The sequence below is a fragment of the Bradyrhizobium sp. NC92 genome, assembly GCF_025200865.1.
Lineage (GTDB): Bacteria > Pseudomonadota > Alphaproteobacteria > Rhizobiales > Xanthobacteraceae > Bradyrhizobium.
On sequence record NZ_CP104171.1, the window covers coordinates 5,334,699 to 5,355,644 of the forward strand.

Genomic DNA, 20,946 nt, shown 5'->3' on the forward strand with positions numbered 1-20,946 from the left:
GCCCGGGCGTCATGTTCCGTATCGACTTCAACAAGCTGCGCTTCCTCGTCTGCGACGACAATCCGCATATGCGCCGCATCCTGCGGACGCTGCTGCATTCGTTCGGCGCGCGCGAGGTCTACGAGGCCGAGGACGGTGCCACGGCGCTCGAAATGTACAGCCATTACGTGCCCGACATCGTCATCACGGACTGGGCCATGCCGATCTTCGACGGGCTCGAGCTCGCGCAGATGATCCGCCAGCCGGAATCCAAGGGCAATCCTTACGCACCGATCATCATGCTGACCGGCCATTCGGAGAAGCGCCGCGTCACGGTCGCCCGCGATGCCGGCGTCACGGAATTTCTGGCCAAGCCGATCTCGGCCAAGGGGCTCTATCAGCGCATCCTCAACGTCGTCGCCAATCCCCGCCCCTTCATCAAGACCAAGACCTATTTCGGCCCCGACCGGCGCCGCAACACCAACTCCGCCTATATGGGCCCGGAGCGCCGCGTAGGCGAAAAGCACGAGGTGCTGCAGCAGCCCTCGCTGCTCGACAAGGCCCGCTCCTCCATCTAGCGCAACCTCTTCAGACGAGGCAGGCATCATGGCGAAGAACAGCGCAAAGGACATCGAGGTCAAGGCCTTCGCCACGCACCAGGTCATCACGCAGCCGAATCCGCTGCGCAAGGTCCTGCGCCGTGTCGAAGACAAGGACATGGACGACCCGATCGCCCGCGCCGAGCAGGCGCTCGCGAGCCTCTCCGGCGAGTTCAAGGACTGGATGGCGATCGAGGTCCAGAGACTGTCCGCCGCCTGGACGGCCGTGCAGAAGGACGGCTTCACGAAGAAACTGCGCGACGAGCTGTTTCACGCCGCACACGACATCAAGGGCGATGCGGCGACGTTCGGCTTTCCTTCGGCAGCGGGCATCGCCGAAAGCCTGTGCCGCGTCATCGAGCACGCGCCTGATCTGGACAAGGTGCCGGCCGAGCTGTTCACGCACCACATCAACGCCATTCTCGCCATCGTGCACGAGAACACGAGGCTCGACAGGATCAGCGTCTCAGCCGAGCTCAGCCGCCGCCTGCGCAAGGTCGCGGACGATTATCTTGCCCACGTCAACCGCGACCGCCCCGAGCATCTCGAAGTGATCCTGGCGCCGAGCATCGCGCCCGTGGAGTAAGGCTTCACTCACTCCTCGTCATTGCGAGCGCAGCGAAGCAATCCAGAATCCCTCCGCGGAAACAGTCTGGATTGCTTCGCTGCGCTCGCAATGACGGAATTTGCGGATCCATCTACGCCGCGATCAGATCGTCGTAGACCGGATCGATCACATCATCCGCGACAATCTCCTCGCAGAACAGCCGCGCCTCTTCGCGCGCGGACTCGGTTGCGAAGCGGCGCAGCAGGACCATCAGGGGCTCGGTGGCGCCGCGATCGGACTCGCAATGGGTCAGCACGCGTTCGACCATGCGCCGGCGCAGCCGCACCGCGCCATCGTCGCTGTCGACGAAGCCCTGCTCGTGGCAGGCATCGAGCGCGACCTGGAACGCCGCAAACGTCGCCTCCGGAAGCCCGGCGCGACGGAGCAGCGCGTGCACGCTGTTGCCGCCGCGGTCGTGCAGCAGCGCCGAGACGCGCGCCAGCGGCAGGTCGGCGAGCTCGGCGAGTGCGGCGTCGAACAAGCCCAGATTGCCCGACAGCAGTGCGCGCAGGATCAGGCCCGCGGTCAGCTGGCCGGTGATGCGCAAGTGCCGGACCAGGCCCTGCATGTCATCGCCGCGCGAGCGCGCCGCAATGTTCATGGTGGAGCGGTCGCGCGCTTCGACGGTGATGCGGTCGGCGCGGTCGGCGCTCAGCCAGTTCCGCGCCACGACGAATTGGGCCAGCGTCTCGGAGAGCTTTGCCACCAGCGCCGCACGCGTTGCGGCCGGCAGATCCTCCAGCACCAGCATCGCCTCGCGGATGGCTGCGAGATGGCCGTGGCGCTCGACGATCCGGTCCCAGGAGAACGGGGCGAGCTCGGCATGCGGATTTTCGATCAGCTCCAGCGCGGCAGCCGCGCAGCCGACTTCGGCGATCGCGGCGCACACCGAGACCGGCAATGCGATGCGCCGGGCCACCGCGCACTGCACCTCCTCGCTGCCGGTCGCGACGATGTCGACGAGATCGGCGTCGATCAAGAGCGGGGAATGTTCGAGCACCGGCAGCGCGACCGTCGGCTGATCGGCCGACAGCGCCCGCACGATTGCGGCCGGCGCGTCGAGGCTGCGGGCAAAGGCTTCGGCCATCGCCTGCCGTACCAGCGGCGAGGGATCGTCCAGCAGCATCAAAAGCGCGCCTTCGGCGGCGGTGCGGTCGTCTGCAGAAAGGTCCGAGATCAGCCAGGCCCGGGCCAGCGCCCGTGTTGCCTCGGCCCGCTCGCCTGCGGGCGCCGTCCTGATCCAATTGATGAACTGCCGAACAATCATGCTGCTTCCGGCTTACACAACAAACGAAAAACGGTGACGGCTCGTCACCTGCAACACAAAATAAACCACGACGCTTAACAAAGCGTTCACCATAACTGGCTGGTTTTATTGATGATTTGTTAAGGGAACAAGCCGCCTCAGCTGTGTGCCCCGGACGCAGCGCAGCGCCTCGTCAGGCGATGCGCTGCAGAGCCGGGGCCCAGGCCTCGAAGTATCGTTGCTGCAGCATGGGTCCCGGCTCTGCGCAGCGTTTCACGCTGCAGCGCATCCGGGACATGCGATCTCGGCTAGCTCGAGAACGTCCCGCTGCGATCGCTGAAGAGATCGAGCGGCTGCGGCGGCCGCACGTCCGGCGTCACTGAGGCGACCGAGGTCAGCGAGGCATTGTTGCCCCAGAGTTTCTGCACCGTGGTCGAGACCGGCTGCGTGGCATCGCCGGGCTGATAGATCGAACGAAACACCGGCGTACTCGCCGCATTGTCCGCGACCTGTGTCGACGACGTCGCGCTGACGGGCGTCACTGTGCGGGTATTCGGGAAGGTCTGGAGATAGGCGGCGTTGTCCATGACAGGTGCAGTGGGCACGACTGTATTGGCACTCGCTACCTGCGTGGTCGACGGCGTGCCGCCATACATCGCCATCGCACTGCGCGTGACTTTCGAATTCGCGGCGCCGGCATAGCGGGCGTCCAGGACCGAATAGACTTCGGAAACGCTGCGGGCGCGGCCGTCCTTGGCGTAGAAGATCGGGCGGTTGGCGGCCGCCGCGTTGGGAAACAGCCGCGCCCCGACCGCTTGCGGATTGTCCTCGGCGTTGGCGATCAGCTTTGCGGCGCCGCCGACGCCCATGAAATGCGCCATGTAGAGCTCGCTGTCGCTCGGCCTGCGGCCGAGCAGACCGGTGAGCTTGAAGCTGTTCGACTGCGTCAGCGCCGCCGCCATGGCGGAAGCGGCTTCGGGGTCGTCGCGCAGCTTCATGATCGACCGCTTCTTGACGGGATCATCGACGCTGTAGGTGCCCGACGACGTCCTGGTGATGGCGTCGGCGTAGCTGCCATAGCCGAGCTGGGCGCCCGCCTCCTTCACCGTGCCGAGCCAGGTCTGGTCGATGAACTGGTAGAGCCCGTGCGCGGACGAGGTGGTGGCACCGGCCGTCGGATCGAAATCCGATTCCATCTTGGCCGTGGTCAGCATGTATTGGAAGCTGACGCCACTGATGTTCGAGGCCTGCTTGATCGCACCGGCGACACGCGCCCGCGACGGATCAAGGCCGGCCGTCTGCGTGGCACTGAAATTGTCGATCGACATGATGAAGTGCCCGCCCCGCGCGGCGTTGAGCGACGCCGGCAATTCGGCGCCCGTCGTATCACCGTGGGACAGGTATGGTTAATGCGGGGTTAAGGCGCCTCTCGTCGGCTGAATGGATTCCGGGCTCGCACCTTCGGTGCGCCCCGGAATGACAGCGAGCTATTTCTTATAGACCGCGTCTGGATCGAACAGCCGCTCGGCGTCGGTGAAGACCAGCTTCGCTCCTCCGCCCTCGGCCTCGACCTTGCGGTAGAAGCACGACCGCCGGCCGGTGTGGCAGGCCGCGCCGATCTGCTCGACGCGGATCCAGACCGCATCCTGATCGCAATCGGTGCGCATCTCGACCACGCGCTGGGTCTGACCCGACGTCTCACCTTTTCGCCACAAGGCATTGCGCGAGCGGCTGAAGTACCAGGCCTCGCCGGTCGCAATCGTCTTGCGCAGCGCCTCCTCGTTCATGTGCGCGACCATGAGTACGTCGCCGGTAGCGGCGTCGGTGGCGACGACCGTCACGAGGCCAGCGGCATCGAACCTGGGCAGGAAGGCGAGGCCCTCCTCGATCTCATGGGAGTGAGCGGACACAGCAACTCTCGCCGGTTTTCGCGAGGTCAGCGCGTCGTGCCTCGCACCAGGGACAGGAAACGGGCCTGCTCCGCCGGATTGTCGCGGAACATGCCGGTGAAGCGGCTGGTGAAGGTGGAGGCGCCGTGCTTGGCGACGCCGCGCACCGACATGCAGGTATGCTCGGCCTCGATCAGCACCGCAACACCGCGCGGCTTGAGCACCTCGTCGATCGCGGCGGCGATCTGCGCGGTGAGGTGCTCCTGGGTCTGGAGCCGGCGGGCGAAGATGTCGGTCAGGCGGGCAAGCTTGGACAGGCCGACGACGCGCTCCACCGGCGTATAGGCGATGTGCGCCTTGCCGTAGAACGGCATCATGTGATGCTCGCATTGCGAGGTGAACTCGATGTCGCGCACCAGGACGAAATCGTCATAGCCTGCGGTCTCGCCGAAGGTGCGGTCGAGCACCTCGGCCGGGCACTGGTGGTAGCCCTGATACAGCTCGTCGAAAGCCTCGACGACGCGACGCGGTGTGTCGAGCAGGCCCTCGCGCTCGGTGTTCTCGCCGATATAGGCGAGCAGCGTCTTCACCGCCGCTTCCGCCTCGGCGCGCGCAGGGCGCGGCTGGTCGGCGCGGACGGCGGCCGCGAGGAATTCGGCAGGATCAAGCTCGGCCGGGCGGCTCTCGGGCTGCTTGTTGGGGCGGATCGGCTTGATTGTGGCGTCCATGTCTACTCCGTTCGACGGCCTTGTGGCCGGAGTGTCACCGGCAGACGGGGCGGCAAGCCGCCAGACGCCTGAAGAGAACAGTTTTGGCGAAAAGGCCCTTTGGTCACAACGTCGATAGTGCAGATCTGGATCGCAGGCGACGCACCGCTGGACTGTTTTTCCACCAGTTCCGCCCCTATATAGGACCGTGGGCGGCGCCCGCCAAGGCCGATCCGGCCCGGACGCGGGTGTGGACGTGTTGGACTCCATCACATGCTGAACGACATTTATAACAAGCGGATCATCGAGCTGGCCGGGAATATTCCGCGCCTCGGGCGGCTGTCGGCCCCCGATGCCAGCGCGACCGCCCACTCCAAGCTGTGCGGCTCGACGGTGAAGGTCGATCTCAAGATGGACGGGGACACCGTCACCGACTTCGCCCATGACGTGAAGGCCTGCGCCTTGGGCCAGGCCTCTTCATCCATCATGGCAAGTCACGTGGTCGGCTCGACTGCGAGCGAACTCCGTGAGTTACGCGAAACCGTTCGCAAGATGCTGAAGGAGAACGGCGCGCCTCCTCAAGGCAAATGGGAGGAGATCAAGTTCCTCGAGCCGGTCCGCGACTACAAGGCGCGCCATGCCTCGACGCTTCTCACCTTCGATGCCGTGGTTGATGCCATAGGCCAGATCGAGGCCAGAACCAAGCAGCCGGCCGCAGCGCAGGGCTGAAGCCCCTCTCCGTCATTCCGGGGTGATGCGCAGCATCGAACCCGGAATCCCGAGATTGCAGCGCGAAATCCTCAGGTGCGTACTTGCGCACCCCAGGTGCGCACTTGCGCACCATGGTTCGCGCTGAGGCGCGCCCCGGAATGACTGCCAGGATTTAAAGAGCTTACTTCTGCGTCGCCGCAGCCGGCGTGGCAACGCTACCGGTCGGCACCACGGCCTCCGCCGTCTTGGTCGACTTGGAAGCCTGCTCCGGTTCCGCGCCGAACCTGGCCTGCGTCTTCGCTGCAAGCTCCGCCATTGCCGGCGCCGAGATGTCCACGTGCGGGAGCACGTCAGCCACGAGATCGGTCGTGACCAGATTGGTGAGCTTGAGTTCGCCGGCGTCAAGCTCGTGCAGGTCCTCCCAGGGCGGGACGCTGAGCGCAAGCGACAGCAGGTCGCCTGCCCCGCCCATGTCGAAGGTGTACTTGGCGAGGCGGCCGATGTCGCGCTCTACGATCATCAGGTCCTGCGCGCTGTAGCTCGCCGCCTTGGCATCGTCGGCGCGGTCGCCCATCCAGATCTGGTGAACCCGGACATGGGCAGCTTCCGGCACGTAGCGCTTCTTGCCGGCCAGCAGCAGGAACACGCACATGGATTCGCAATAGGCTTCCGGCGCGACCGCCGGGCGCGTCGATGGGCCCCCACGGAGGCTTACGCCGACCGTGGTCAAAAGCCCGAGGTTACGGAAGCGCCGGCCGAGCGTGATCGCGTCATTGACGGAACCGCCGCTGGAATCGAGCACCACAGTGGCGCCGCCGAGCTGCCGGCCGCGCGAAAACTCTTCGAATTCTTTGGGCGTATCGGCCGTGATGATGCCGACTGCGCTGACCCAGCCGCGGCAGTTCGGCTCACAGGCGACCCAGCTGAACTTCATCGGCAGCTTGCGCTCTTCGAGGGCAACGCCGGCGCGGGCCGACGATCCGAATGTTGCGACGGCGCCAGCCAGCGCGACTCCACATACGGCTGTTCCCACCAGCAACCAGCCGCGAAGATTAAGGGAGTTCAGAAGTCTCAATCTGGTTCCTTCCCCAAGCCCCAATGCCACAAGGTCCCCAAACAATCCCCGGTAGCGCTATCTGAGTCCATCATACAGGCGTATGTTTCTACACACGGCCGTCATAAAAATGGTATCCGGGCGAATACAGATCGTCCACAGATACTTGCTGCACTGCTCCCAAAAAGCATGCAAAATATGGCGTGGAAACAACAGCTTACAGTTCCCTGCGCCGGAACCGGGCAACACCTCGCTCAACATTGCAGCATAACGCACATGAAGCATTCAGCCTGCGAGCATTGTTCCAGTTCCGGCGATGGTGCGCTCCGGCTGCCGCGCAGATTCGGCCGCGCGCTGATCTGGCTGTATCGCCATACGCTGTCGCCTCTGGTCGGGTACAATTGCCGGCACCTACCGACCTGCTCCGTCTATGGCGATGAGGCGATCGACCGGTTCGGGCTCTGGGCCGGCGGCTGGATGACGCTCGCGCGCCTGCTCCGCTGCAATCCCTTCGGCACATCCGGCATCGACAACGTGCCTCTCACCGCGCCGCGGGGCGCACGCTGGTATCTGCCCTGGCGCTACGGCCGCTGGCGCGGGGTCAATGCATCCTGACGTTGCCGCGCACTTGTGCGGCGCTGCCCCGACCGGAACCTTGAAGTTTCCACTTGCGTTGTTTTGGTGCTCCCACGGGAGGAAACAACAATGCGCTGGAAAATCAGCCCGCACTTTCACGTCAAGCCTGGTCCGAATCTCGATCACAGGGGCCACGATCCGAGAACCATCGACCTGCTCGCCATCATCGCTTTGCTTGCGCTCGTCCTCGGCTCCGGCTGGTATCTGACGAGGAGCCTTGCGACACAACCGAGCACGACGACCTTCATCGTACCGAGCCAGAGCGTGCATTGGTGATCACCGGAACCAGAAAAAACGTCCCTGTGACGGCGGGACCGATTCCGGCGGCCGTAGCCGCTTCGGGCGTGGCGGCTTCGGCGCCGGCTCGGCCGCCGAAGTGGTCTCCATAGCCGGTGCGGCGTCGCTGCCCGGCACCTTCACCGACAGCAGCAAATTCGATTCATGCATGCGCCAGCGATAGCCGACGCCGAAATCGATCGGCTGGGCCCGCGTGAACAGCTCGGCGTAGCGCTGCTGGTGGCGGCCGGGGAATTCGTCAATCGGACCGAGATAGCGGCCGAACGGAAAGAACCGCCATTGCCGCGCATTGTAGTTCGCGAGCGGGATGCCGGAATCGTCCTGGACGATGGTGGCGCTGTTGGCGAGCAACCAGTCCCGAACGACGGTGAAATTGCCGGAATGCAACAGGTAGGACGCACTCTTGAGCAGGCTGTTGCCGGGTCCGAGCGTCTCGCAGAACTTCAGGAAGCCTGCGGCACGTGCGCCGGAATTGGAGAGGTCGGTCGAGAAATAATACAGCGTGCGCGTTTCCCCGTCGCTGCCGGCGAAGGCGATGCGGACGCCGCGCGTGGCGTTTCGTCCGGGATTGTCGTCGCCGACATGTACTCCGCCCTTGTCGTCGAGCGCGACCATCTCGACATTGCGGATAGTCTTGCCGGAGCGGGCGAGGAAGACATAGAGGATCGGCAAGGTGCCGTTGACCTGGTTGGCGTGCAGGTCGACCTTCATCTGCTTGGTGATGAAGAAGGAGAAGCTCAGGATGGAGCCGAGCGAGCGTTCGACGTTGTAGAGCGCAGCGCCGACCGAGCCGCGCGGCAGCCGCGTCAAATCGGGCACCGCGCCGACCGGCTCCAGCGCGCCGAGCACGTAGGTGCTGGCCTTGGAATAGAAGGCATTGGCGTAGAGGAAATCGGGGCCGCTGAACATGTAGAACATGGTCGGCCGCGGCGCGGCGAGATTGAGGTCGGCCCAGCTGCGGATCTTCGAGAGCTGGCGCTGCTCGAGCTGAGCGAAGGCGCCGTCAAAGAATTTCGCGTGACGCTGCCAGGCCGGGTCCCTGGTGAGCGGCACCAGCGGCGAGTCCGCCGAAGGCTGCATGCCCGCAAGGAAGCGCGCCGTGTCGTCGAAGGTGACGTCAGCGGCAGGCGCGAACGAGACGGCCGCAGCCAGGAGGGCGAAGGCAACGGCCGCGATTCTCAGGGGGCGGAGCATGTCTATTTGCGATGCGGTGAGGCGGCAGCAGCAGCGGGCCGCCTGCGGAAAACAGCGTAAATCAAAAGGCCGGAGAGCATGACCAGCATTCCCGACAGCGACTGAACCGGCCTCTCCGTCAAAAGGTAGTACATCATGAACGCGGTCACGAGCAGGAAAACGAGCGGCGTGAACGGGTATCCCCAGGCGCGATAGGGCCGCGGCAGATCGGGATCGGTGATACGCAGCTTGATGACGCCGGCGACCGTGAAGAACGAGCAGAACAACAGCGCGAACTGGATGAAGTCGAGCACCGCCTCGAAGCTGCGCGTGAACAGCAGGAGATTGGCGACGGCCAGTTGGAACAGGATGGCATACGCCGGCGCGCCGCTTACCGACCGCTTCGAGAAGACGCGCAAGGCAGGAATGTCCTCTCCCATCGTCATCATCACGCGCGGGCCGATCCACATCATCGCGCTGATCGACGAGATCAGACCGAAGCAAATCATGGCGCCGACGATCCGACCGCCGAGACTGCCGAAGATGGCGGTGCCGGCGACACTGGCGACGTCGAGCTGGCCGGCGAGCGCGCTGACCGGCGTGGAATGCAGAAAGACCGCGTTCAGCGCGACGTACAGCACGAGCACGATCAGCGTGCCCGCGAGCAGCGCGCGCGGCAGGCTGCGCTGCGGCGTCTTCATCTCACCGATGATGTAGGTCGCGGCATTCCAGCCCGAGAACGAATACATCACGAAGACGAGTCCGATCGCGAACGGCGCGCTGACGATGTGGGCGATATCGCCCGGCTGCGGCGTGAAGGTGATCGGCTGCGGCACGGCGATGACGAAGCCGGCGACCAGGAAGGCGACGATCAGCACGACCTTGAGGACCGTCGAGATCAGCTGGAATGTGGATGAGTGCCTGACGCCGGTCAGTTGCACGAGGGAAACCAGCCACACGACGCCGATGGCGAGCGGAATCGCCGGCAGATCGGGTACGACCGACTTGGCATATTCGCCGAACGCCATCGCCGCAAGCGCGACCGGCGCCGCGAAGCCGACCGTGGCCGACACCCAGCCGGCGAGGAAGCCGAAGGCCGGATGAAAGGCGCGGCCGAGGAAATTGTACTCGCCGCTCGAGCGCGGAAACATCGCACCCAGCTCGCTGTACGCGAACACCCCGCACAGCGCGACGATGCCGCCGACCGTCCAGAGCAGGAGGATGGAGAAGCCGGACGGGATGTCCTTGACCTGAAAGCCGAGGCTGGTGAAGACGCCGACCCCGATCATGTCGGCCACGACGATGGCGGTTGCGACCGGAACGGAGACCCCGGCCCGGCTCCCGGTCAGCCGGTCCGTCCAGGGCGGGGTACCCGCATCTGATGCCGTCATCGGGGTCCTTAACCTCAGGCGCGTCGCCTCGTGGGCCCATCGTGCACTTTGGCCCAGTCAATTCAAGCAGGGTTAACAAGGGTTAAATGAGGCAAGGGAAGCAGGTACCGAAACACCGTAAACGCGCGTTTTTGGTCTACGGCACTGGATTTACCGGGATTTGCCCGTTTCCCCTCCTCACAATCAGGACACGATTGCATGGTCCTTTTGAGCGTTCCGGATGTGGGGAGTTTCTCCGGACGCTTAACGTCGCCTAAACGCCAGTCGGCTCAATTGTCTCAAGATTGCCGATGGGCGTGTGACTTGGGTCGTGACTTGGGGTCATGGGTGGATGGTCGGGGCCGCTCCGAAACTGAGAGCTGATGATCGTGCCGATCGGACACCGTCCGGTCGGCATGGTCGTGCGCTCCGGGCCGGTCTGATCTCAACCCTGGTGCCGCTGTCGCTGACGCTGGTTCAATGCGGCAAGGCGCCAGATCCGGCGGCGCTGGCGGCGAACTCCCAGGCGAATGTCCAGGTGGTCGCCAAGACCAATTCACAGACGGCGAACGCGCGCGTGGCAGGCGGCGACACGTTCGAGGATCGCTTCCCTGCCCCGCAGTTCAAGGAGCGCTTTCCCTCGGCGAGTGAAGGCTTTCTGCAACGCCAAATGTCGGACTTCTCGCCCAAGCGCGCGGTCCAGCGACAAGGGCCGGAGCAGGCGCCCTACAAGGTGGCCTCGCTCGAGCCGCAAGTCCCCTATAAACGCCCCGCGCGCGAGGACCTGACGACACTCGTCAGCATGAAGTCGTCGGCCTTTCCCTATTTCGGCAACAACCCTGCCTCCGACGCGCCCTTCCTCAACATTTCCAAAGGCGACCGCCGCGGCCACCGCAGCTATTCCGGCCGCGTCTACTGGCAGGACGAGACCTACAGCGACAGCCGTGTGCTGGTGCACGTGCCCGAGCATTTCGACCTGCGCAAGCCGGGCGTGATCGTGGTGTTCTTCCACGGCAATGGCGCAACGCTCGAGCGCGACGTCCGCGACCGGCAGATGGTGCCGAAACAGATCACCGATTCCGGCGCCAATGCCATATTGCTTGCGCCGCAGATGGCGGTCGACGCCGCCGATTCCAGCGCCGGCAAGTTCTGGCAGCCGGGCGGCTTCAAGCGCTTCATGGCGGAATCGGCTGACCACCTCGCCCGCCTCACCGGCGATCCCAGCAGCGCGCGCGCCTTCGCCAACATGCCGATCGTGATCGTCGGCTATAGCGGCGGATTCCTGCCGACGGCCTGGAGCCTCGAGGTCGGCGGCATCAGCGACCGCGTGCGCGGCGTGGTGCTGCTCGATGCCGTCTATGGCGAGATGGACAAGTTCGCGTCCTGGATCGAGAGCCACCGCTCCGGCTTCTTCGTCAGCGCCTACACCCGCTACACCGCGCGGCGCGACCGCGAGCTGATGAGCATGCTGAGGCAGAAGGGCATCAGCGTCGCCGAGGACATGGACGGGCCGCTACGGCCCGGCAGCGTGGTGTTCGTGGAGACCGGCGAGGGCATCACCCATCGCGACTATGTCACCCGCGCCTGGACGCGCGACCCGCTCAAGGACGTGCTGGTGAAGATGGCGGCGACGCCGTCGCTCGCGCTCACGCGCGTCGCCTCCACAAATCCCTAGCCGGGCGAGTATCAGTTCCAAATATTAGTTCTTGGGCAGCTTCGGAATGCTCTCGGCAAAGCCGTTGAAGCAGGACAGTCGCTCGTCCTCTTCCTTGAAGAAGCGGCAATCGGCGTAGCCCTTGGCCTTGGCCGGCTTCGGCTTCGGCGCCGGCGGGATGACGGCGTCGTAGCAGTTGAGGCGATCCTTGGTACCGTCGTCGATCTCGAGGCAGGCCTGGAGACGGACGGCGACCGATTGCGGCTTGCCCTTCGCCGCCGCGGCGGGCTTGGCCGCTGCCTCCTTGGTCCCTTTGGGCTTGACCTGCACGAGCGGCTTGTCCCCCACCATCGGTGGCTTCTCGGTCTGCGCAAACGCAGAGGCTGAATAGAGCACCGCGGCAACCGCCAGAATCATCCTCATCTCAGTCAACTCTCTTTGATCCCCACGCCGGCCTTCTACCGCTCCGGCGCGAGGTTTGCCAAGCGCCTTGCGCATACGACCTGCAGCGTTCAGGCGGTGGCGGCAGCCGCCCGCCGGGGCCGGGTCACGACCACCAGGATCAGCGCCAGCACGACGAAACCCACCGCGACGAAGCCGAGCGTGTGCAGCAACTCGCGGGCGAACAGCAGCCCGCCGACGGCGGAGCCGACCGCCTGACCTATATAGAGGACGGACGTGTTGAGCGCGACGGTGGCCGAGGCCAGCGGCGGCGCAGCCGCGACCAGCCGGACCTGCTGCATCGAGTTGGTCGAGGCGAAGCCAAGGCCCCAGACCGCGACCGCGCCCGCCATCATGACGAGCGAGCCGGCACCGAGCGCCCAGCCGCTCATCCCGGCAAGCAGCAGGCACGTGAACAGCAACGAGGTGCGGTAGGGCCCCGAAGTGTCGACGATGCGGGTCGCGACGACGACGCCGAGGAAGCCGCAGATCCCGTACAGCGCGAACACGGAGCCGATCGCATCGGGGCCGGCGCCGGTGAGCTTGTTGAGCAGCGGCCCCATATAGGTGAACACGACGAACTGCCCCGACATTTGCAGCATCGTGATCGCAAGCAGCAGCAGGATCGTCCTGCTTCGGCCGACGGCGGCCCATGTCTTCAGATCGACCGGTGCGCCCTTCAGGCCGCCCGGCAGACGCAGCAGCAACAACAGCAGGCTGGTGCAGCCGAGCGCGCCAATCCCGCCATAGGCCGCGCGCCAGCCATAACGGCTGGCGATGAAGGTGATCAGCGGCAGGCCGATGGCGGCTGCGAGCGACCAGCCGAGGAAGACGTACGCAATGGTGCTGCCGCGCCGTTCCGCCGGCACGATCAGTGCAGCCGTGCCGGCGGCCTGGGGCGTATAGAGCGCGCCGATTGCGAGCATCACGAGGCGAATGATGAGCAGGCTGGAGTAATCAGGCGCAAACGCGGAGGCGAGATTGCCGAGTGCAAGCACCGCCAGCGTCGTGGCGAGCAGGGTCCGTCTTTCGATGCGGCTGGTTAGCCACGCCGTCAGCGGCGAGCCGACGCACAGCGTCACCGCGCCGAAGGTGATCAGGAGTCCCGCCGCGTGGATGCTGATCCCGAGCCCCGCCGACAATTCGGGCAGCATGCCCGCCGGTGCCAAGACCGAGCAGCCGGTGACGAGATTGCCGAGCATCAGGGCGGTCGGCGCGAAACGACCGGCGGCGGGGGCATTTTCCATGCAAACGCATGTAGCGGCGGCCTGCGGCGGGTTAAAGGGTACAACGTCAAATAGTTGCGGGCTCCGCCCCGGGTTTTGCGCGCCACTTTCTTGGAAATGCCGGATTGCACGGGCCGAATCGCCTGATATATCGCTCGTTCCCGCTTACCTGCGCTCGTTCGCAGGAGTGAGCCTCAGGAGAAAAGCAATGTCCGACCAGCCCAAATCCGAGTCCGGGTTCCAGTACAGCCTCTCCAATTTGAAGCCCGTGACCCCCGCTCCCAAAGTCACCCTCACCTTCCCCGACGGCGCCCAGCGTCAGTTCGACAAGGGCATCACCGGCCTCGATATCGCCAAGGGCATCTCGCCCTCGCTCGCCAAGCGTACGGTTGCGATGGCGCTCGACGGCGCTCTCGCCGATCTCAACGATCCCATCGAGGCAGACGCCAGGATCGAGCTGGTCAATCGCGACGATCCACGCGCGCTCGAATTGATCCGCCACGACTGCGCGCACGTGCTGGCCGAAGCGGTGCAGACGCTGTGGCCGGGCACCCAGGTCACGATCGGCCCGGTGATCGAGAACGGCTTCTATTACGACTTCTTCCGCAACGAGCCGTTCACGCCGGAAGATTTTGCCGCGATCGAGAAAAAGATGCGCGAGATCATCGCGCGCGACAAGCCCTTCACCAAGGAAGTCTGGGACCGCGAAAAGACCAAGCAGGTGTTCCGCGACAAGGGCGAGGCCTTCAAGGTCGAGCTGGTCGACGCCATTCCCGGCAACGAGCCGATCAAGATCTACTACCAGGGCGACTGGTTCGATCTGTGCCGCGGCCCGCACATGACATCGACCGGCAAGGTCGGAGGCGCCTTCAAGCTGATGAAGGTGGCCGGCGCCTATTGGCGCGGCGATTCCAACAACCCGATGCTGACCCGCATCTACGGCACGGCCTTCGCCAAGCAGGAGGACCTCGACGCTTACCTCAAGCAGATCGAGGAAGCGGAGAAGCGCGACCATCGCAAGCTCGGGCGCGAGCTCGACCTCTTCCACTTCCAGGAGGAAGGTCCGGGCGTCGTGTTCTGGCACCCGAAGGGCTGGACCATCTTCCAGCAGCTGATCGCCTATATGCGCCGGCGCCTGACCGGCGACTACAGTGAGGTCAACGCGCCGCAGATCCTCGACAAGGTGCTGTGGGAGACCTCGGGCCATTGGGGCTGGTACCGCGAGAACATGTTCGCGGCGCAATCGGCCGGCGACGAGGCCGAGGACAAGCGCTGGTTCGCGCTGAAGCCGATGAACTGCCCGGGTCACGTGCAGATCTTCAAGCACGGCCTGAAGAGCTACCGCGACCTGCCGCTGCGCCTCGCCGAGTTCGGCGTGGTGCATCGCTACGAGCCCTCGGGCGCCATGCACGGGTTGATGCGCGTCCGCGGCTTCACCCAGGACGACGCGCACATCTTCTGCACCGAGGATCAGCTCGCCGAGGAGTGCCTGAAGATCAACGATCTCATTCTGTCGACCTATGCCGACTTCGGCTTCACCGGCGACCTCACGGTGAAGCTGTCGACCCGGCCGGAGAAACGCGTCGGCACCGATGCGATGTGGGATCACGCCGAACGCGTGATGGCAACGGTGCTGCGCGAGATCCAGTCGCAGAACAATCACATCAAGACCGAGATCAATCCGGGCGAAGGCGCGTTCTACGGGCCGAAGTTCGAATACGTTCTGCGCGATGCCATCGGCCGCGACTGGCAGTGCGGCACCACGCAGGTCGACTTCAACCTGCCGGAGCGGTTCGGCGCGTTCTACATCGACCATGACGGCGGCAAGAAGCCGCCGGTGATGGTGCACCGCGCGATCTGCGGCTCGATGGAGCGCTATATCGGCATCCTGATCGAGCACTATGCCGGCAACTTCCCGCTCTGGCTCTCGCCGGTGCAGGCGGTGGTCACCACCATCACCTCGGAAGGCGACGAATACGCCAAGGTGGTGCTGGAGCAGGCGCGGCGCGCGGGGCTTCGGGTCGAGATCGACCTGCGCAACGAAAAGATCAACTACAAGGTCCGCGAGCACTCGCTGGCCAAGATCCCGGCCCTGCTCGTGGTCGGCAAAAAAGAGGCCGAGACGCATTCGGTCTCGGTCCGCCGGCTCGGCAGCGACGGCCAGAAGGTGATGACCACCGCCGAGGCGATCGCCGCCCTGGTCGACGAGGCGACGCCGCCGGATGTGAAGCGGGCGCGCGGCGCCGTCTGAGCCCTGAAATCGATCTAAATTCGCTTCCGGTTGCGGGCGTGCATGCTTATCTCGGCATGGCACGCCCGCCGACCATTTGAAGAGGATATCGCAGTGCCCGATGCCATCGAACTCCTGAAGACCCGCCGCTCGGTCAAGCCGCGCGAGATGACGGGGCCCGGCCCCTCGCCGGCCGAGCTCGAGACGATCCTCACCATCGGGGCGCGCGTGCCCGATCACGGCAAACTCGCGCCGTGGCGCTTCATCATCTTCGAGGGCGACGCCCGTGCACGTGCCGGCGAGGTGATCGCGAGGGTCTTCGCCAGGAAGAATCCCGGCGCGCCTGCGGCCGACGTCGAGACCGAGCGCAAGCGCCTCATGGACGCGCCGCTGGTGATCGGCATCGTCAGCTTCACCAAGCCGCATCCGAAGGTGCCGGCGTTCGAGCAGGAATTGTCGGCGGGCGCCAGCGCCATGAACATCGTCACGGCCGCCACCGCGCTCGGCTACGGCGCCTGCTGGCTGACCGGCTGGTTCTCGTTCGACCGCGACGTGCTCGAAGGCCTCGGCCTCAAGCCGGATGAGAAGCTCGCCGGCTTCATTCATGTCGGCACCCCGACCAAGCCGAGCGAGGACCGTCCGCGCCCGTCGCTTTCGGACATCGTGACGCGATTTTAATCGATGTCGTGTTGACGCACCGAGCGTCTTGCGGCTTGATCCCGCCGAGGGAGGAAGGTGCGGATGAGACGCCGTGAATTTCTGGTCGGGGCCGCGATGCTCGCCGGTACGATGGCGCGAAGCCGGGCCGCGGACGTCCCCGCCCCTTCGCCCGACGGGCTCGACCGCATCACCGCGTTCTTCGACAACGAGGTGACAAGCGGCCGCCTGCCGGGCGCGGTGATCATGGTGCAGCAGCACGGCAAGCCGGTCTACCTCAAGACCTTTGGCGTGCGCGACACCAGGACCGGCCTTGCGATGACGCCGGATACGATCTTCGCCATCCACTCCATGACCAAGCCGATCACGTGCCTCGGCGCGATGATGCTGATCGACGAGGGCAAGCTTGCGCTGACCGACCCCGTGTCGAAATACGTTCCGCTGTTTGCCGAGACCAAGGTCGGCCTCGAGGTGACCCGGCCCGGCGGCAAGCTGGAGCTCGACTTCGTCCCACCTGACCGCCCCGTCAACATCGAGGATCTGCTGCGGCATACTTCGGGCATCAGCTACGATTATATCGGCAGCGAATGGGTCGAGCACGCCTACAAGGCCGCCAACATTTTCGAGGGGAATTTCAACAACAGGGAATTCGCCGATCGCATCGCCAAACTGCCGCTGGCGCGGCAGCCCGGAACGCTGTGGCGCTACGGGCATTCCACCGACGTGCTCGGCAGCGTCATCGAGATCATCTCGGGACAGACGCTGTACGCCTTCCTGAAGGCCCGCATCTTCGATCCGCTCGGCATGAACAGCACCAAATTCGCGCTCGCGACCGAGGACGAGCTGGCGCGGATGGCGCGGCCGCTGCCGAACGACTTCATCCTGCTCGCCGGCGAGCGCGACCGCCTGGACCATCCAGAATGGCAGTCGGGCGGCGGCGGCCTGCTCTCGACCATCACCGACTATCAGCGCTTCGCGCAGATGCTGCTCAACGCCGGCGAGCTCGAAGGCAGGCGCTATCTCAGCCCCGCCGCGTTCAAGGCCATGACGAGCGATCAGATCGGGCCGGGCTCCGGCGTCGGACGCGACTATTTCTATTTCCCGGGCGACGGCTTCGGCTATGGCTACGGCCTTGCGGTACGCACCGATCCCGGCAATGCAAAGCCGCCGCCGCCGGGCTCGCTCGGCGAGCTGAAATGGGACTCGGGGAGCGGCACCTATTTCGGCGTCGATCCCAAGCTCGACATGGTCTACCTCATGATGCAGCAGACCCAGAACGAGCGCGGCCGCATCACGCCCGCGTTCAAGGCGCTGGTCTACGATTGCTATCCGCCCGCATTACGCCGCCCGTGAGGTGCGCTGGCCGAAATCGGCGAGGAGCTTTCCGATCTCGGCAGCCGGCCGCGCGGCGCTGAACAGAAATCCCTGCACCTCGTTGCAGCCTTCGGCGCGCAGCCAGTCGAGCTGATCCTCGGTCTCCACGCCCTCGGCCGTCGTGGTGATGTTGAGGGTGCGGCCGAGCCCGGAGATCGCGCGCACGATCGCACCGCAATCGGGCCGCTGCGCCAGATCCTTGACGAAGGAGCGGTCGATCTTGATCTTGTCGAACGGAAAGCTGCGGAGATAGCTCAGGCTGGAATAGCCGGTGCCGAAATCGTCCATGGAAATGCCGACGCCGAGCTCGCGCAATTGGTGCAAGGTGGCGACATTGGCATCGGTCTCGGCCAGGAAGATCGACTCGGTGATCTCGAGCTCGAGCCGCTTCGGCGATAGGCCGGACTGCGCCAGGGCCGAGATCACGATCTGGACCAGGTTGCGGCTGCGGAATTGCGCCGGCGACAGGTTGACGGCGACCTTGACGTCGACGGGCCATTTCACCGCCTCGGTGCAGGCTTCGCGCAGCACCCATTCGCCGAGCTGGGTGATCAGGCCGATGTCCTCGGCGACCGGGATGAACTCGGCGGGCGAGATCATGCCCTTGTCGGGGTGACGCCAGCGCAGCAGCGACTCGAAGCCGGAGATGCGGTCGGAGGCGATCGACACCAGCGGCTGGTAGTGCAGCTCGAACTCGCCATTGGCGAACGCCCGGCGCAGATCCAGCTCCATGTCGCGGCGCCTCTGCGCCTGGAGGTCCATCTCGCGCTCGAAGAAGTGGTGCACGCCGCCGCCGTCGGCCTTGGCCCGGTACAGCGCCATGTCGGCATTGCGCATCAACTCTTCCGGCGTCGTGCCGTCGCCCGGCGACAGCGCGATGCCGATGCTGGCGCCGATCACCATCTCCTGTCCATCGACGTCGTAAGGCGCCTTCAGCATGTCGATCAGCAGGGACGCGCAGGCGCTGGCCTCGTTCGGCGAGACGTCGGTTGCCAGGATGACGGCGAACTCGTCGCCGCCGAGCCGCGCGGCGAGATTGCTGCCGCGGACCGCAATGGTCAGGCGCTCGGCGACCTGCTTCAACAGGCGATCGCCCACCGGATGGCCGAAGGAATCGTTGATGTTCTTGAACAGGTCGAGATCGATGTAGAGCACGCCGACCCGTTTTCCCGCGGCCTGGTCCAGCGCCTGCTTCAACCGCTCCTGGAAGTGTTCGCGGTTCGGCAAATCGGTGAGCCCGTCGTGGTGCGCCATATAGGCGATGCGCGCTTCGGCCTTGCGCCGCTCGGTGATGTCGACCACGGCAACCAGATAGCCATCGCGCTCGTCGAAGGCGACGCGACGGCCGAAGGTGAGCACCTCGATCTCGCTACCGTCGGCGCGCAAGTGTCGCCAGTTGCGCGACGAGTGGTAGGCGTCGCCGAGACGCTCCAGCGCCGCGGCGTGGCTGTCCCATTCGTCCTCCGGCCATATCTCGTGCAGCTTCATGCGCAGGAAGGTCGCGCGGCTGTAGCCGTAATGCTGGACCGCGGCGTCGTTGACGCTGAGGAACGCCTTGGTCTCTGCGTCGAACACCCACATCGGCATCGGGTTGTTGTCGAACAGCAGCCGGAACGAAGCATCGCGCCGCTTCAAGACGGTGACATCGGAGATGGTCAGCGAGACCACGTCGGCGAAGGCGGTGGCGCTGAGCCTGAGGTAGCGCCCCGCGCTCTCGATCTCGAGCTGCTCGCCGCGGCCGCCCGACACGGCCTTGAGCAGGAATTCCATCACCTCGGGCAAGGCCAGCAGCGTGCTGCCCTCGCCGATCCGCCGCCACAGCAGGCTTCCACCCACAACCTTCAGCAGCTCGGCCGCGCTCCTGTTGTGGTGCACGACCTGAAGGTCGAACGCCTTGCCAGCGGCATCGCGCAGCGTCGCCAGCGAGACCACCGCGTCGTCGGTCGCGGAAAAGATGGCGTCGAGGAGATTGTATTGCGCGCCGCGCTCGTTGACATAGGCGCCGATCAGCGTCGCGCCCCAGCGCGAGGACGTCGGCAGCGCCAGCACGTCATAGGTCCTGACCATGCCGTCGCGCACGCAATGCGCGCTGGCGCGGTGCGGCCGCCCGGCCGCCAGTGCGCTCGCCGCCGCTTCCGACAGCGCGGTGGCGCAATCGGGCGACAGCTCGGCAAGGGGAATGTCCCAGCGCTCCTCGCCGAGCCATTTCTGCACGTAACGTCCGCTGCGCGACAGCTCGAGCACACCATCGTTCTTGAGCAGCGCGATGTGGTCGGCGAGGCGTCCGAGGCTGCCGAGCATGACGTCCTCGTAGCGCGGCAGCCGCTCGCCCGGCTTCAACGCCGCACGCCATTTGCGCTGAAGCACCGGGATGTCGTCGAACATTTCGGCGGCCGGTTTTCCCGGCATCTTCTTCGCGGCAGTCATTGCAGTCCCCAACGCACTTTCTCGCCGCATCCAATGCAGGCGCGCTTAACGACGTGTAAAAAGCGCGAAGGCGTGGGTTCCATTCGGCGATTATGACAGTTTTAAGTCAGGTGTTGGTTAGTGGGCGTTAGAGACTGTGACGGTTGCGCGATAGGTGCTCTCGTGTCCCGGAGGCGACGCGGAGTGCAAGTGATGCGGCGCAGAGCCGGGACCCAGCACGCTGCGGAGTCGCTGATGCCTGGGCCCCGGCTCTGCAGCGCATCGTCGCACCGGACGATGCTTCGCATCGCCGGGGAGACGCTGCGCTGCGTCCGGGGCACGCGAGCGGGAGTTTTCGCACACCTGGCTCAACATCGTCATTGCGAGCGCAGCGAAGCAATCCAGGAATGCCATCCACGGAAAGACTCTGGATTGCTTCGCTGCGCTCGCAATGACGGCGTGTGGCAGGAAAATCGCTTTCCAAATGCTACTGTCATTCCCCGCGAAGGCGGGGAATCCAGTACGCCGCGGCCTATCGATGAACCACAACCGTCTCGGAGTACTGGATCGCCCGGTTAAACCGGGCGATGACAGCGAGTGTGTCGTTGCAGACGTGCATATTCGTCCTCGCGGCGCATCTCGCCCGAGCTTTGCCTGGTGGCTTCGCCCTCTGTGAAAAGGGCGCAGGGA

Annotated in this window: 19 protein-coding genes; 9 read left to right on the top strand and 10 right to left on the bottom strand. The window is 65.2% G+C overall.

The window, feature by feature from the left end; translation table 11 throughout:
• Window positions 1-11 precede the first annotated feature (11 nt).
• The gene (locus N2602_RS25175; protein ID WP_008549760.1) at window positions 12-557 is read left to right on the top strand and encodes a response regulator; all 546 of its coding nucleotides are present in this window, start codon (window positions 12-14) and stop codon (window positions 555-557) included.
• Between the two features lie 28 nt (window positions 558-585).
• Window positions 586-1,164, top strand: a complete 579-nt coding sequence (locus N2602_RS25180; RefSeq protein WP_172783118.1) for an Hpt domain-containing protein — start codon at window positions 586-588, stop codon at window positions 1,162-1,164.
• A gap of 112 nt (window positions 1,165-1,276) precedes the next feature.
• Here the strand turns inward: N2602_RS25180 and N2602_RS25185 are convergent, their stop codons facing one another.
• The 4 genes from N2602_RS25185 to folE all read right to left on the bottom strand — a co-directional run bounded on the left by N2602_RS25185 (window position 1,277) and on the right by folE (window position 5,048).
• Window positions 1,277-2,452 (bottom strand): DUF2336 domain-containing protein, encoded by a 1,176-nt coding sequence (locus tag N2602_RS25185; RefSeq protein ID WP_212260313.1) that lies wholly within the window; start codon window positions 2,450-2,452, stop codon window positions 1,277-1,279.
• Window positions 2,453-2,739: 287 nt separating this feature from the next.
• Window positions 2,740-3,759, bottom strand: a complete 1,020-nt coding sequence (locus N2602_RS25190) for a lytic transglycosylase domain-containing protein (RefSeq protein ID WP_260379775.1) — start codon at window positions 3,757-3,759, stop codon at window positions 2,740-2,742.
• Window positions 3,760-3,918: 159 nt separating this feature from the next.
• Complete coding sequence (gene hisI, locus N2602_RS25195) at window positions 3,919-4,341, bottom strand: phosphoribosyl-AMP cyclohydrolase (protein ID WP_260379776.1); 423 nt, start codon at window positions 4,339-4,341, stop codon at window positions 3,919-3,921.
• 26 nt (window positions 4,342-4,367) lie between these two features.
• Window positions 4,368-5,048, bottom strand: coding sequence for a GTP cyclohydrolase I FolE (folE, locus tag N2602_RS25200; RefSeq protein ID WP_172783114.1), 681 nt, complete (start codon window positions 5,046-5,048; stop codon window positions 4,368-4,370).
• A gap of 252 nt (window positions 5,049-5,300) precedes the next feature.
• Here folE and N2602_RS25205 point away from each other — a divergent pair, with 252 nt between their 5' ends.
• The gene (locus N2602_RS25205) at window positions 5,301-5,756 is read left to right on the top strand and encodes an iron-sulfur cluster assembly scaffold protein (RefSeq protein ID WP_172783113.1); all 456 of its coding nucleotides are present in this window, start codon (window positions 5,301-5,303) and stop codon (window positions 5,754-5,756) included.
• A 163-nt stretch (window positions 5,757-5,919) separates the two neighbouring features.
• On the opposite strand, the gene N2602_RS25210 is transcribed toward N2602_RS25205, so the two are convergent.
• The gene (locus N2602_RS25210) at window positions 5,920-6,813 is read right to left on the bottom strand and encodes a hypothetical protein (RefSeq protein WP_172783112.1); all 894 of its coding nucleotides are present in this window, start codon (window positions 6,811-6,813) and stop codon (window positions 5,920-5,922) included.
• Between the two features lie 255 nt (window positions 6,814-7,068).
• On the opposite strand from N2602_RS25210, the gene yidD reads away from it, so the two are divergent.
• Both yidD and N2602_RS25220 read left to right on the top strand, forming a co-directional pair.
• Window positions 7,069-7,407, top strand: a complete 339-nt coding sequence (yidD, locus tag N2602_RS25215) for a membrane protein insertion efficiency factor YidD (protein ID WP_212260308.1) — start codon at window positions 7,069-7,071, stop codon at window positions 7,405-7,407.
• Between the two features lie 90 nt (window positions 7,408-7,497).
• Window positions 7,498-7,704 (top strand): hypothetical protein, encoded by a 207-nt coding sequence (locus N2602_RS25220; RefSeq protein WP_172783110.1) that lies wholly within the window; start codon window positions 7,498-7,500, stop codon window positions 7,702-7,704.
• Here N2602_RS25220 and N2602_RS25225 read toward each other — a convergent pair whose 3' ends face one another.
• Window positions 7,705-8,919: a hypothetical protein gene (locus N2602_RS25225; protein WP_260379777.1), complete on the bottom strand. Its 1,215-nt coding sequence runs from the start codon at window positions 8,917-8,919 to the stop codon at window positions 7,705-7,707.
• Between the two features lie 2 nt (window positions 8,920-8,921).
• Window positions 8,922-10,289: an APC family permease gene (locus N2602_RS25230; protein WP_260379778.1), complete on the bottom strand. Its 1,368-nt coding sequence runs from the start codon at window positions 10,287-10,289 to the stop codon at window positions 8,922-8,924.
• Window positions 10,290-10,620: 331 nt separating this feature from the next.
• Here N2602_RS25230 and N2602_RS25235 point away from each other — a divergent pair, with 331 nt between their 5' ends.
• Complete coding sequence (locus N2602_RS25235; RefSeq protein WP_172783107.1) at window positions 10,621-11,943, top strand: alpha/beta hydrolase; 1,323 nt, start codon at window positions 10,621-10,623, stop codon at window positions 11,941-11,943.
• Between the two features lie 24 nt (window positions 11,944-11,967).
• Here the strand turns inward: N2602_RS25235 and N2602_RS25240 are convergent, their stop codons facing one another.
• Together N2602_RS25240 and N2602_RS25245 are read right to left on the bottom strand one after the other, a co-directional pair.
• Complete coding sequence (locus tag N2602_RS25240) at window positions 11,968-12,345, bottom strand: hypothetical protein (protein ID WP_172783106.1); 378 nt, start codon at window positions 12,343-12,345, stop codon at window positions 11,968-11,970.
• Window positions 12,346-12,434: 89 nt separating this feature from the next.
• Window positions 12,435-13,610, bottom strand: coding sequence for an MFS transporter (locus N2602_RS25245; RefSeq protein ID WP_172783105.1), 1,176 nt, complete (start codon window positions 13,608-13,610; stop codon window positions 12,435-12,437).
• Between the two features lie 187 nt (window positions 13,611-13,797).
• Here N2602_RS25245 and thrS point away from each other — a divergent pair, with 187 nt between their 5' ends.
• From thrS to N2602_RS25260, 3 genes are all read left to right on the top strand, one after another.
• Window positions 13,798-15,840 carry a threonine--tRNA ligase gene (gene thrS, locus N2602_RS25250; RefSeq protein WP_172783104.1) on the top strand — a complete coding sequence of 681 codons (2,043 nt, stop codon included), beginning with the start codon at window positions 13,798-13,800 and terminating at the stop codon, window positions 15,838-15,840.
• A gap of 93 nt (window positions 15,841-15,933) precedes the next feature.
• Window positions 15,934-16,497, top strand: coding sequence for a nitroreductase (locus N2602_RS25255; RefSeq protein WP_212260297.1), 564 nt, complete (start codon window positions 15,934-15,936; stop codon window positions 16,495-16,497).
• Between the two features lie 63 nt (window positions 16,498-16,560).
• On the top strand, window positions 16,561-17,829 hold the full coding sequence (locus N2602_RS25260; RefSeq protein WP_260379780.1) for a serine hydrolase: 1,269 nt from the start codon (window positions 16,561-16,563) through the stop codon (window positions 17,827-17,829).
• On the opposite strand, the gene N2602_RS25265 is transcribed toward N2602_RS25260, so the two are convergent.
• Window positions 17,815-20,277 (bottom strand): bifunctional diguanylate cyclase/phosphodiesterase, encoded by a 2,463-nt coding sequence (locus N2602_RS25265; RefSeq protein WP_260379781.1) that lies wholly within the window; start codon window positions 20,275-20,277, stop codon window positions 17,815-17,817. The two genes, N2602_RS25260 and N2602_RS25265, sit on opposite strands and share 15 nt — an antisense overlap.
• Between the last annotated feature and the right edge of the window lie 669 nt (window positions 20,278-20,946).